General features: G+C 37.7%; 7 protein-coding genes. All 7 read left to right on the plus strand.

Going from position 1 to position 14050, the window contains the following annotated elements:
• Positions 1-41: 41 nt before the first annotated feature.
• Positions 42-3074 carry a SusC/RagA family TonB-linked outer membrane protein gene (locus tag NJT12_RS10840; RefSeq protein WP_271335920.1) on the plus strand — a complete coding sequence of 1011 codons (3033 nt, stop codon included), beginning with the start codon at positions 42-44 and terminating at the stop codon, positions 3072-3074.
• 11 nt (positions 3075-3085) lie between these two features.
• Complete coding sequence (locus tag NJT12_RS10845; protein ID WP_271335921.1) at positions 3086-4687, plus strand: RagB/SusD family nutrient uptake outer membrane protein; 1602 nt, start codon at positions 3086-3088, stop codon at positions 4685-4687.
• Position 4688: 1 nt separating this feature from the next.
• On the plus strand, positions 4689-6326 hold the full coding sequence (locus tag NJT12_RS10850; RefSeq protein WP_271335922.1) for a glycoside hydrolase: 1638 nt from the start codon (positions 4689-4691) through the stop codon (positions 6324-6326).
• A gap of 119 nt (positions 6327-6445) precedes the next feature.
• Positions 6446-8032, plus strand: coding sequence for a glycoside hydrolase (locus NJT12_RS10855; RefSeq protein ID WP_271335923.1), 1587 nt, complete (start codon positions 6446-6448; stop codon positions 8030-8032).
• A 98-nt stretch (positions 8033-8130) separates the two neighbouring features.
• Entirely contained in the window at positions 8131-10551 is a 2421-nt protein-coding gene (locus NJT12_RS10860; RefSeq protein ID WP_271335924.1) for a glycoside hydrolase family 2 TIM barrel-domain containing protein, read from the plus strand.
• Positions 10552-10723: 172 nt separating this feature from the next.
• Positions 10724-12094: a glycoside hydrolase family 27 protein gene (locus NJT12_RS10865; RefSeq protein WP_271335925.1), complete on the plus strand. Its 1371-nt coding sequence runs from the start codon at positions 10724-10726 to the stop codon at positions 12092-12094.
• Positions 12094-14028, plus strand: coding sequence for a glycoside hydrolase family 43 protein (locus tag NJT12_RS10870; protein WP_271335926.1), 1935 nt, complete (start codon positions 12094-12096; stop codon positions 14026-14028). Before NJT12_RS10865 ends, NJT12_RS10870 begins: the two co-directional genes overlap by 1 nt.
• Positions 14029-14050 lie beyond the last annotated feature (22 nt).

Here is a 14050-nt window from a genome sequence, read left to right on the forward strand (position 1 = left end):
TTGTTATAGTGCTATAACATTTAATTAAAAAATATCGTAAGATGAAATATAGATTTATATGGTTATTTATTGTCCTGTTGTGCAGCGTCGCAACATTTGGACAAATAACAGTAAAAGGAACTGTTAAGGATAAAGGCAATGTGCCAATTCCGGGAGTGAACGTAGCAGTAAAAGGAACTGCTACAACAGGAGCTACAGATTTCGATGGTAATTTCACCATCTCTGTTCCTAGTAATAATGCTCAGATTGAATTTTCTTTTATTGGTTTTGCCAATAAAACAGTTGCTGTTGGGGACAAAACAGTTCTTAATATTACCCTTGAGGAATCCAGTCAGGTTCTTGATGAGATTGTTGTGGTAGGTTATGCTGCCGTAAAAAAGAGCGATGTAACCAGTTCTATTTCTTCGATAAAAGGAAAAGAACTTCAAACGATGACTGTAGGTAATGTTGCCGAATCTTTGCAAGGTAAAGTTGCGGGGGTTCAGGTTACAGGACAAGGTGGTCCGGGAGCGCAGCCAAGAGTTTTAATTCGCGGTATCTCGACTGTAAATCTTAGTACAGATCCGCTTTATGTGATTGATGGAATTCCGATGGGAACAAGCATTAACTTTTTAAGCAACAACGAAATCGAGTCTATGGAGGTTCTAAAAGATGCCTCTGCAAGTGCTATTTACGGTTCACGTGCTTCTAACGGAGTTATTTTGATTACGACCAAAAAAGGTAAAGCAGGAAAAACCAGATTCAATTTTGATATGAGCTCGGGTATGCAAATTATGAACAATCCTTATAATATGGCCAATGCCCAAAGCTACGCTACCATTATCAATAAGGCATATAATAATTCAGGTTATGCTGATTATTTGCCAAACCCGTCTCAGTACAATGGAAAAACGACAGACTGGTGGAAAGCGGGAATCAAGTCCGGTGCACCTGTAACCAATGCTTCGCTTGGAGTTAGCGGGGGTTCTGACACACATACCTATTCGATAAGTTTAAACTATTATAACTCAGAATCTATTTATGAAGTTGGTGGATGGGAAAGAATCACGATGAGAATCAATAATGATTTTAAATTCTCAGATAAATTCTCCGCGGGAATTACCTTAAATCCTCGTTATGAAACTTGGGGCGCTCCTAATAACTGGGCTGATTTTGATAAAATTGATCCAATTACGCCAATTTATAAGCCGGCAGATCAATTAACTGGTTTAGAAAATGAATACAGCATTTATGCACGTTCTCCGTCTTATGTTTGGAATCCTGTTGCAGCCGTAAAACGTTATGATGATTTTACAGATCAGTACAACTTAAATACAAATGGATATTTACAATATCAGCCTATCAAAGGGTTGGTGATTCGTACGCAGGCTTCTATTGAAGTGGGAGATAAAACACAAAGCATTTTCAAACCTGATTTTGTAATTGATGCAGCGCATGAAAAAGCGGAGATTAATAGTGTAGAAAGAACAAACACGACAAATGTAGACTGGACATGGCAAAATACTGCTACTTATACCAGATCATTTGCCGGGAAGCACAATGCCTCTTTAATGATTGGTAACACCATGGAAGAGTACAATGGCAATGATCTTTGGGGATACGGAGAAGGTGTTCCTAACAATTCAGAAGAGATGCGAGAAGTAAATGCTGCTACCAAAAACCGTAATAGTAAGGGAAACAGCTGGTCGAATTCATTGATGTCTTACATTTCGCGTTTTTCTTATAACTATGACAATAAATATTATTTCACAGGGACTTTCAGACGTGATGGTTCTTCTAAATTCATGACCAATAACAAATGGGCAAATTTCCCTTCCGCTTCTGTTTCATGGAGAATTTTAAACGAAGGATTTATGGAACCTGCAAAAGAGGTATTAAGTGATTTAAGATTCAGGGCAGGTTGGGGTAAAGTAGGTAATCAGGGTTTACCTGCAGCGGTTTATCAATCGAATATAGGGCAGGGATTTTATCCAATAGGAGGTATTATTGCAGATACTTCATTCCCGTCCTCAATGGCAAACAAAGACATTAAATGGGAAACTGTTGAAGATATCAGTTTTGGACTTGATTTTGGATTCTGGAAAAACAAACTTTCAGGATCTTTAGAGTACTATCAAAAGAAAACAAATGATATGTTGTTCAAAAAACAATTTCCAACCTATAGTGGTTTTCCTGATTATTCGACAATCTGGACAAACGTAGGTTCAATGCAATCCAGCGGTATCGATTTGTTGGTTTCATATAAAGACAAAAAAGGAGACTTTAGTTATGGAGTAGATGTAACTTTTACCACAGTAAACGTAGAAATGCTTTCATTGTCCTCTGAAGGAGAAAGACTTTACGGAGCAGGAAACAGAACATTGACCGTAAAAGGGGAACAACCAGGATATTTTTACGGATATGTAGCGGACGGATTATTCCAGAATCAAACACAATTGAATGCTCATACAGACGAGCACGGAACAAAATTACAGCCGTATGCTCAGGTTGGGGATATCCGTTTTAAAGATGTGAACGGTGACGGAAAAATAGACGATAAAGACCGTACAAAAATTGGTTCTCCATGGGCAGATTATAATGTTGGTCTAAATCTGACTTTTGCCTACAAGCAATTTGATTTGGTAGCGAATTTCTATTCAAGTATTGGCAATGATATCGTCAACGAAAACATTAAAGATTTATACAACGGTGCAAGCTTAACAAATAAAGTAAGCGGATTAGAGCAAATGGCATGGCATGGCGAAGGAACTTCCAATTACGTTCCGCGTTTGTCTAAAGACGATAACAATGAAAATTTCACAAAATTCTCTTCTTTTTATGTTGAAGATGGATCTTTTGTTCGCATGAAAAATTTACAGTTTGGATTTTCATTCTACAATAAATTTGGTTTAGATAAATTGAGAATCTCATTGTCAGGACAGAACTTATGGACCTGGACAAAATATACCGGAGTAGATCCTGAAGTTGCAGGTGGTGATGAGAAAAAAGATGACAGAGTGAAAGGGTCAGGTTTTGGAGGATGGAATTATCCGGTTCAGCCAACCATTTTGATGGGACTTAATGTAGCATTTTAATAAAAAACAACATGAAAAAAACGATATTATCAATACTAGCTTTTTCTCTAATTGCAGTTTCATGCAGTGATTTTATTGAAAAAGACCAAAGAGGAACTCAAACTTTAGAAAACTACTTTAAGACCGCACAGGAATGTGAAAACTATGCCAATGAATTAACACAAAGATTATTACTGGCAAAGGATTGGTATGCTTTGGTTGCACCAAGAGTGACCAACGAAATGTCTACCGATGATGCCTGGATGGGAAACACAGGACAGGATAATAGTGCACACAGACCAGCTTCGCAATATTTGATTACACCGGATAATATGGGAGATATGAACAGTATTTATACAGCGCATTATTACACCATTCAATCGGCAAATATTGGTTTAGAGAAAATGGCGGTTTCGCCAATTTCTGATGCTCAGAAAAATCAGTATATGGGCGAATCCTTATTTGTTCGTGCGTATTGTTATTATGAATTAGTGAACCTTTTTGGAGCGATTCCTTTGTATACAAAATCACTTGGAACCGCAGATTTAAAACTCCAACGCAGTCCTGCTGTAGAAGTTTACGCTCAAATTGAAGCTGATCTTAAAGAATCTGCTTCAAAATTAGAAAATACTCCCGTAGCAAGAAACGGAAGAATCAATAAATGGGCGGCTTATGCTTTATTGGCACGTGTTTCCTTATTTCAGGAAAAATGGGCAGAAGCCAGATTGTACTCCAACAAAGTAATTACAGAAGGGCCTTTTGCTTTAGAAACGGATTTCATTAATATCTGGAATGTGAACAATCATAACGGTGTTGAATCTATTTTAGAAGCGCAATCTTCATCTGTACAAGACAAAGATTTGGGAGCTGCTTTACCAACTTTGGCAGGGGCCAGAGGAGAAGACAAGAAAAATTTTCCAAGTAATGATACCAAGGATGTTCTTGATGGATGGGGATGGTGTATGCCAACCAGCGATCTTGAAAATGCCTACCTTTCTGAAAATGATATAATTCGCCGCAGAAGTACCATTACAAAATGGGGAGAAGCCGCTTACGGTGATGAGGTTTTAAACCCGACCCATAAATTCAGTTTAAATGATAATAAATCAGGACGTATTATTCGTAAATATTATATCCCTGTAGCTACGCGCCGTGCGTTAGATAAAAAAGACAATCATTTACCATTGAATATTCCGTTGATTCGTTTGGCAGAGATGTATTTAACTAGAGCAGAAGCAAGTTATCATACTGGAGCAGATGCTTTGGGAGATATCAATATTATCAGAGCCCGTGTAAAATTGGATCCTAAAACTGGATTATCAGGACCAACATTACTGCGACAAATCTACAAAGAACGTCGTCTGGAACTGGCTTTCGAAGGATTGCGTTTGTTTGACATCCGTCGTGAAAAAGATCCCAATACAGGAAGACCGGTTATCGAATCCTTAATGGGGCCTAACGGAACTTTTGTACAATACAATCTAAGTTCTACAGATCCTTATGAAACAACCAATTTAAGGGAACCTCAGGATAAAGGAATCAATTTTAATCCTGCAAAACACTTATTGTGGCCAATACCACAGTTAGAAATTGATTTAAGTGGAGGAGTAATAACTCAAAACCCTAATTATTAAAATGAGATTAATAAACAATAATAAAGTAAGTCTGCTATGTGCAGGCTTACTTTTAGCTAACTTATTTTTAGTAAGCTGTGATTCAGAAAACAACGGAAATTCAGATACTGAGAATACTACAGCTGAATTGAGTATTAATCTGGATGCCAATCTTCAAACGATGGAAAGCTTTGGCGCTTCTGATGCGTGGCAATGTAATTTTATTGGTAAAAATTGGCCTTCGGATAAAAAAAATAAAATCGCCGATTTACTATTCAGTAAGGAGCTTGATGCAGAAGGAAATCCAAAAGGAATTGGATTATCATTATGGCGTTTCAATCTTGGTTCAGGAAGTGCAGAACAAGGCGAAGCAAGTGATATTACAGATGAGTGGCGACGTACAGAATGTTTTACCACTGATGGAATTAGCTATAATATGAACAAACAAGCCGGTCAGGTTTGGTTTATGAAAGCAGCCAGAGAACGTGGTTTAGAGAAATTGCTGGCTTTCGCCAACAGTGCGCCGGTGTATTTAACACAAAACGGAAAAGCACATGCATCGATTAAAGAGTTTTATAATCTAAAAGATGGAAAATGGTCAGATTTAGCTGATTTCTGGACCACTTCTTTAGATAAACTAAAATCAGAGCAAGGTTTAACAATCGATTATGTATCTCCGTTTAATGAGCCACAATACGAATGGGACGGTTCAGGACAAGAGGGTTCGCCGGCAACCAATACTAATATCTACAGTTTTGTAAAAGTTTTATCTCCAAAATTACAGTCAAAAGGATTGAGTTCTGAGATTGTAGTAGGAGAAACAGCCGCTTACGAGCATTTATATAAAACCGTTTCAGGTAAAGAAAGCAGATCGAATCAAATCGATTATTTCTTTGGGGTAAATTCGGCTAAAAATATTGCAGGATTACCCAACGTAAAGAAAACCATTTCAGGACACAGCTATTGGCAGGCATGGCCTTTGACAGAATTGGTATATTCAAGACAATTGGCTGGAACAAAAACGCAATCAGTGGCAGGTTTAAGCCTTTGGTCATCAGAGTATTGTGTTTTAGAAACTCCGGGAACAACTGAATTACCGGGTGGAGCAGGTCCGGGAAGGGATCTTGGGATTCAGACCGCACTTTGGACTGCACGTATTATTAGCACTGACATTGCTGTTGGGGGAGTTTCGTCATGGCAATGGTGGACGGCGATTAGCCGTGGAGATTATAAAGACGGATTAATTCATGTTGATGACGGTTCAAGCAACGGAGCAGGAAATGCGGATTATTGCAAAAACGACGGTTATGTCAGAGATGCTAAAACACTTTGGGCTTTAGGAAACTTCTCGTTTTTCGTAAAACCAGGAATGGTAAGAGTTCAGGTTCCAAGCGTAGATAATGCCACTTCGGTGAATGGTGTAATGATAACTGCATACAAAGATGCCGCAACAAAAAAATTAGTAGTTGTAGCAGTTAACGTTGGCAAATCGGGAAAAGCCTATAAAATGAATCTTTCAGGTGGTGCTTTAACAGATAATAAACTAACGCCTTATACAACTTCTGACGCCTTGAGTTTGAAAAAAGGAACTGCTGTAGAGGCTACTAATTTTGAAATTCCGGCCAGGTCAATTGTGACTTATGTGGGGAGTTATAAATAAGAGTAAAAATTAACCGCAAGGACACAAAGAAAGACCGCAAAAGTTCGCAAAACTGATAATAAACTTTGCGAACCTTGCAAAAACTTAGCGCGCTAGCGGTTGAAAAACAAAAAGAATAAATGAGAAAAGTATACATCTCGCTTTTATTGGTCATGGGTTCGCTGTCATATGCACAGCGAACCGTAACCATTAGCACGGATAATGTAGTGCAAACCATGGATGGTTTTGGTGGTTCTGATGCCTGGAGATGCCAGTTTGTAGGTAAAAATTGGCCGGATCAAAAAAAGAATGCTATGGCAGATTTGCTTTTTAGTAAAGAAATTGACGCACAGGGAAATCCTAAAGGAATCGGGCTTTCGATCTGGAGATTTAATCTGGGATCAGGAAGCACAGAACAAGGCGAAAAAAGTAAAGTTTCAGACCAATGGAGAAGAAGTGAATCTTTTCTGCAAGCTGACGGAACTTACGATTTCAATAAACAAGAAGGACAAAGATGGTTTTTGCAAGCGGCGAAAAAACGTGGTGTCGAAAAATTCCTGATTTTTACCAATAGTCCGCCGGTTTATATGACCAGAAACGGATTATCATTTGCAAGTCAAAAGAATAAACTGAATCTAAAAGACGGTGCAATTCCAAAATTTACCGATTTTTTAGTTCAAAGTATTCAGGGTTTGGAAAAGAAAGAAGGAATTAAATTTGACTATATAAGTCCAATTAATGAACCACAATGGGAGTGGATGCCAAAAGACGGCGATACCAATAGCCAGGAAGGAACTCCGGCTACGAATCAGGAAATTTATGATTTGACCAAATCACTTTCAGGAAAACTCAAAGCCAATAAAATGAGTACAGAAATCGTCATTGCTGAAGCCGCCCAAATCGATTATTTATATGAAAATGTAAATAACGAAAACCGCGACAAGCAAATCGATTATTTCTTTGGAAAAACAAAAACAAACGTTTCAAAATTACCGAATGTAAAAACCGTTATTTTAGGACACAGTTATTTTACTACCTGGCCAATCGAGAAACAAGTTTTAAGCCGAAAATTAATTGCAGCGAACATTAAACAAAATCCGGGACTAAAATATTGGCAGTCTGAATATTGTATCTTAGAAAATCCCGGAGAAGCAGAGATTCCGGGAGGCTCAGGAGGAGGCAGGGATTTAGGAATGCAAACCGCTTTGTTTGTAGCACGTTTGATTCATAATGATATTGCCGTTGCCAATGCCGCTTCGTGGCAATGGTGGACATCGATCACCCGAGTAGATTATAAAGACGGTTTGATTTATCTCGACGATGGCAAAAGCAACGGAGGAACAGCGCCGGATTATGTGAAGAATGACGGTGAATTTCACGATTCAAAATTGCTTTGGGCTTTAGGAAATTATTCTTTGTTCGTACGTCCAGGAATGCTGAGAGTCGATATTCCCAACCAAAATGATCTTGAGGCTGCAAAAGATGTAATGTTAACCGCTTACAAAGATGTCGAAAACAAAAAGCTAATCGTAGTTGCCATAAATTGTGGGAAATCAGCCCAAAAATACAAGTTTGACTTATCGAAAGGAGTAATAAAAAATGATGTATTTACGCCTTATACAACTTCTGATACTTCAAATTTAAAAAGAGGAAATAGCCAGAAAATCGATAATCTCGAAATTCCCGCAAAATCGATAGTGACTTTTGTGGGGGAGATGGAGTATTAGTTTTCAGTCATAGTTCAAACTTGAAACTTGAAACTTGAAACAAAAAAATAACAACTAAAAAATAACAAAAGCTTAGCAACTTAGAACCTTAAAAAAAAATGTTTAAAAAAAAGATCTTACTACCCGTATTTCTCTTTTCGTGTTTGTCTGCATTCAGTCAGATCTCGTTTGGAGATTCAAAGAAAATCAATAACAACTGGAAGTTCAATCTTCAGGATACTCCGGAGGCTCAAAAACAAGCTTACGACGATAGCAAATGGCAATCAGTAAGTGTACCGCATGACTGGAGCGTAAAAGGACAATTGAGCCCAACTTTGGCAAGTTGTACCGGTTACTTGCCCGGCGGAATTGGCTGGTACCGCAAATCGGTTACGATTCCTCAAAATAAAACAGGCGAAAAAGTATATTTATATTTTGAAGGAGTGTACAACAGAAGCGAAGTTTTTATCAACGGGCATTCATTAGGGAAACGTCCAAATGGTTATATTTCTTTTGCTTATGATGCCACGCCGTATGTAAAATATGGTGGAGAAAACACCATTTCGGTTCGTGTAGATCACAGTCAGAGTGCTGATTCAAGATGGTACACAGGATCAGGAATTTATCGTGATGTCTGGTTGGTATATTCAAATCCGGTTCATATTGCACAATGGGGAGTTTATGCCTATCCTGAAGTAAAAAAAGGAAGAGGAACGTTGAATGTGGAGGTTGAGGTAGAAAATGGTTCAGCTGTAAAATCAACTCTTACCGTTATCAATGAACTGATCTCAAAAGACGGAAAATCTGTTGAAAAATCTTCTACTAAAGTAGACGTTGCTGCGAACAAAAACGAAAAAATCTCGACTAAAATAAATGTAAAAGATCCACAATTATGGGATTTAGAAAATCCGAATTTATATCAGCTTAAAACAACTGTTTTCAAAGACGGAAAACTAATAGATGAAACGGTTACGAAAACAGGTTTCAGAGATTTCAAATTCGATTCCAACAATGGTTTTGCATTAAACGGAAAATGGATGAAGATGAAAGGGGTTTGTTTACACCATGACGCAGGAGTTTTAGGATCTGCAGTACCAAGAGAAGTTTGGGAAACAAGATTGAAAACACTAAAAGAAATAGGTGTAAATGCCATTCGTACGAGCCACAATCCGCAAGCCCCGGTTTTCTACGAACTTTGCGATGAGTTAGGATTATTGGTTTTAAACGAAGCTTATGATGAATGGGAATTCCCAAAACGTAAATGGCTGGAAGGCTGGAATTACGGAACTCCGGGATTCGAAGGCACGTTTGATATTTTTGCAGACTACGGCGAAAAAGATCTTGAAGATTTTGTGCGCCGTGACAGAAACCATCTTTCGGTTTTTGCATGGAGTATTGGTAATGAAGTAGATTATCCAAATGATCCGTATTCTCATCCGGTTCTGGACAAAGGAAAAGAAGGTTTTGGACAAGCGGCTTATGGCGGTTATAAAAAAGATGCTCCGGATGCGATGCGTCTTGGAGTAATTGCAAAACGTTTGGTTGCTGCAGTAAAAAAATACGATGAATCACGTCCAACAACTGCAGGCTTAGCGGGTGTTGCGATGTCGAACGAAACAGAATATCCAGGAGTTTTAGACATTACAGGATACAATTATACCGAAAGTAAATACCAATCAGATCACGAAAAATATCCAAACAGAGTTATTTTTGGAAGTGAAAATGTGCACGATATGGAACCTTGGTTGGCGGTAAAAAACAACAAACATATCTTCGGTCAATTCTTATGGACAGGGATCGATTATTTAGGAGAATCAGGAAGATGGCCTTCAAGAGGATTTTATTCAGGATTGGTTGATTTTGCGGGAGTAATCAAACCTAGAGGATATTTCCGTCAGTCACTTTGGTCAGATAAACCAATGACTTATGTCGGAACTTATCCATTAAAAGATGTAAAAGATATTTCTAAAGATGCATGGGCCATCTGGAATTATACTCAAGGTGAAAAAATCCGAGTAGTAGTGTATACCAATGCAGCAAAAGCCCGTTTAGAATTAAACGGAAAAGTAGTTGGTGAGACAAAAGCATACGACCAAAAAACAGGAATTATCTATTGGGATATTCCATTTGCTGCAGGAAAATTGGAAGCGGTTGGTTTAAGCAAAGATGATAAGGAAGTAAGCAGATATTCGATTACAACAACTCAACAACCTGTTGAATTGGCAATTGCAGATAAAAACATCATCATTACAAAAGACAAAGGAGTTGCTAAAATCATGGTTCAGGTTCAGGATCAAAATGGTTTGCCGGTAATGCTTTCAGACAATGAAGTAACGTGTACTATCACCGGTCCCGGAGTTTTATTAGGACTGGAAGCTGGAAACAACAGCGATATGACGGATTATACTGATAACGTTCAGAGAGTGTATCACGGTCATATTGCAGCCTATATTCAGGCAACCGGAGAAGCGCAGCCGATAAAAGTAACGTTTACAAGTCAATGGTTAAAACCGGTTGAGGTTACGATAAATGTAAAATAAGAAAATGGGAACCGAAGACCTAACAGGTTTTTAAAACCTGTTAGGTCTAATCAATGCAATGTTATAAATAATTAATCTGTTCACATTTTTTGTTAAGCGACAGGTTAATTGTATATACCATTCAAAAGTTTATTATATTTAAAATGTAGTATTCACATTTATTCAGATTGACATGAAAATAAAAAATACAATTGCGCTTGCGATAGGAGTTGTTTTAGTATCGGTTTCAACCCAGGCACAAACGACAACATTCAAAAAAGGCGAATTCAAACAATGGGCACAAACGCCTCCAATGGGTTGGAATAGCTGGGATTGTTATGGTTCGACTGTCGAAGAACACGAAGTAAAAGCCAATGCCGATTATATGGTAAAAAACCTAAAAAAGTTTGGTTGGGAATATGTTGTGGTTGACATCAGATGGTTTGTAGAAAATGACAAAGCAGGAGGATACAACCAGAAAGATCCGCGTTATGTAATGGATCAGTACGGAAGATATCTACCTGCGCTAAATCGTTTTCCATCAGCAAAAGACGGACAAGGATTTAAACCTTTAGCAGATTATATTCACAAGAAAGGATTGAAATTCGGAATTCACATCATGCGTGGAATCCCTAAAAAAGCGGTTGAAGACAAATTGCCAATAAAAGGAGCAAACGGAATCACAGCGGATCAAATCTATACGACAGCCTTGCAGTGCGAATGGTTAAGAGACAATTATACTATTGTAGCCGATAAACCCGGAGCACAGGAATATTATGATTCATTATTTGAATTATATGCACAATGGGGCGTAGATTTTATCAAGATTGATGATTTATCAAGACCATATCACGAAGGAGAAATCAACTTAATCAGAAATGCGATTGACAAATGCGGACGTAAAATCGTACTGAGCACATCACCGGGAGAAACTCCTATAGAAGCCGCTGCGCACGTAACAAATCATGCAAACATGTGGCGTATGGTTGATGATGTTTGGGACACTTGGCCACACATTACACATTTGATGAGTGTTGCTCAAAAATGGTACCCTTATATTGCACCCGGAGCATGGCCGGACTGTGATATGATTCCGTTAGGGCGTATCTCGTTAAGAGGAGAACGTGGAGAAGACAGAATGTCCCGTTTGACCAAAGATGAACAATATACACTGATTACTTTCTTCAATATCTTTAAGTCTCCTTTGTTTTTTGGTGGAGATTTACCAAGCAACGATGCTTTTACCTTATCATTATTAACCAATAAAGAAGTGGTAAAAATGCACAAAGAAAGTACAGATGTACAACAGCTTTTTCAGAAAGATGGAAAAATTGCCGTGATCTCAAAAAATCTTAAAGACGGCAGTGTTTATTTGGCATTATTCAATATCTCAGATACTGCAACAGAAAATATTTCAGTAAATCTTTCTGACCTTGGAATTTCGGGTTCGGTTCAGGTTTCTAATCTATGGACGGGTGAAAAATCAAATATTGCGTCGGCAGCGATTTCAGCAACACTTAAACCGCACAGTTCAGTTTTATACCAATTAAAAAGTAAAAAATAATGAAAAAAATACAGTTTAGCCTCGGATTATTTTTAGTGTTTTTTACTTTATTACAAGCGCAGAATACACCAAAAGGAACACCGCCTGCTATTGCAGATAAAGATTTAACCGCTTACTTGTTCGTTTATTTTACAGGAAATAATGTCGAAGAAGAAGCAGTACATTACGCCGTTAGTGCTGATGGATATCATTATTATCACCTGAACAATAATAAACCTGTTATTGATAGTAAAACGATCAGCTCAACGGGAGGCGTTCGTGATCCTCATATTTTACGTGGCGATGATGGTAAAACTTTTTATATGGTTTTAACTGATATGACTTCGTCAAAAGGCTGGGACAGTAATCGAGCCATGATTTTACTAAAAAGTACAGATCTTGTCAATTGGGAGAGTAGTTTGGTTAACATTCAAACGGCTTTTACGGGAAATGAAAATTTAAAACGAGTTTGGGCACCACAAACCATTTATGATGCAAAAGCAGGAAAGTATCTTGTCTACTTTAGTTTGCAATATGCCGGAGGTCCGGATAAAATTTATTACGCTTATGCAAATAAGGATTTCACAGCATTAGAAAGTGCTCCGAAACTTTTATTTGTACCAAAGTCTGAAAGAGCGTGTATTGACGGAGATATTATTGAAAAAGATGGAGTATATCATCTTTTCTATAAAACCGAAACGGAGAAAGCAGGAATAAAAGTAGCCACAACAACGGATCTAACATCTGGAAAATGGGTTGAAAATGACAATTACCTGCAACAAACAAAAGATGGAGTTGAAGGTTCAAGTGTTTTTAAACTCAATAACTCTGATGATTATATTTTAATGTATGATGTCTATACAAAAGGAAAATATCAGTTTACAAAAACGAAGGATCTTGAAAATTTTACGGTAATTGACAACGATATTTCAATGGATTTTAATCCGCGTCACGGAACAATTTTGCCAATTACCAGATCTGAATTAAAAAAGCTTACTGCGAAATGGAGAATGCCTGAAAAATTTCCAAAATTAAATAATAATCCGGTTTTAGAAGGTTATTATGCAGATCCTGAGATTTTATATTCAAACAAAACGAAGAAATATTATATCTATCCAACAAGTGATGGATTTGATGGATGGTCGGGAAATTATTTCAAAACTTTCTCATCAGATAATTTAACAGATTGGAAAGACGAAGGAATTATCGTGGATCTTAGAAAAGATGTAAGCTGGGCCAATCGAAATGCCTGGGCACCTTGCATTACAGAGAAAAAAATAAAGGGAAAATACAAGTATTTTTATTATTTCACAGCAGCCCAAAAAGTTGGCGTTGCATCATCTGATAATCCAACCGGACCTTTTACAGACAGCGGAAAAGCTTTGGTAAACACCAGGCCTGAAGGGATAAAAGACGGTCAGGAAATTGACCCGGATGTTTTTACAGATCCTAAAACAGGAAAAAGTTATTTGTATTGGGGCAATATGTACATGGCTGTAGCCGAATTGAACCCTGATATGGTTTCGATCAAAAAAGGAAGTACAAAAGTGATCAAAGTAGATAAGACATATCGCGAAGGAACATATGTACTATATAGAAACGGGCAATACTATTTTTTATGGAGTGAAGACGATACCAGAAGCCCAAATTATAAAGTGAGATACGGAATTTCGAAATCGCCTTTGGGACCAATTGAGATTCCGGAAAACAATATCGTCATACAAGGAAATTCAGCTGAGGGTATTTATGCAACAGGACATAACTCAGTTTTGCAATTACCCAATAAAGACGAATGGTATATTGTTTACCATCGATTTTCCTACCCAACGGGAATAAAAATGGGTGATGCCGGAGGTTTTCATCGTGAAGTTTGCATAGACAAACTAGAGTTTAATCAGGATGGAACTATAAAACAAGTGGTTCCGACACATACTGGAGTGAATGCAATAAAATAATTGATTTTGGTCAATAAAAGTA

It is taken from the genome of Flavobacterium azizsancarii (assembly GCF_027980145.1).
Lineage (GTDB): Bacteria > Bacteroidota > Bacteroidia > Flavobacteriales > Flavobacteriaceae > Flavobacterium > Flavobacterium azizsancarii.

Coding starts and splice junctions, on each gene's coding strand:
- NJT12_RS10840 (WP_271335920.1), top strand. CDS start 42: ATGAAATATAGATTTATATGGTTATTTATTGTCCTGTTGTGCAGCGTC.
- NJT12_RS10865 (WP_271335925.1), top strand. CDS start 10,724: ATGAAAATAAAAAATACAATTGCGCTTGCGATAGGAGTTGTTTTAGTA.
- NJT12_RS10855 (WP_271335923.1), top strand. CDS start 6,446: ATGAGAAAAGTATACATCTCGCTTTTATTGGTCATGGGTTCGCTGTCA.
- NJT12_RS10845 (WP_271335921.1), top strand. CDS start 3,086: ATGAAAAAAACGATATTATCAATACTAGCTTTTTCTCTAATTGCAGTT.
- NJT12_RS10850 (WP_271335922.1), top strand. CDS start 4,689: ATGAGATTAATAAACAATAATAAAGTAAGTCTGCTATGTGCAGGCTTA.
- NJT12_RS10860 (WP_271335924.1), top strand. CDS start 8,131: ATGTTTAAAAAAAAGATCTTACTACCCGTATTTCTCTTTTCGTGTTTG.
- NJT12_RS10870 (WP_271335926.1), top strand. CDS start 12,094: ATGAAAAAAATACAGTTTAGCCTCGGATTATTTTTAGTGTTTTTTACT.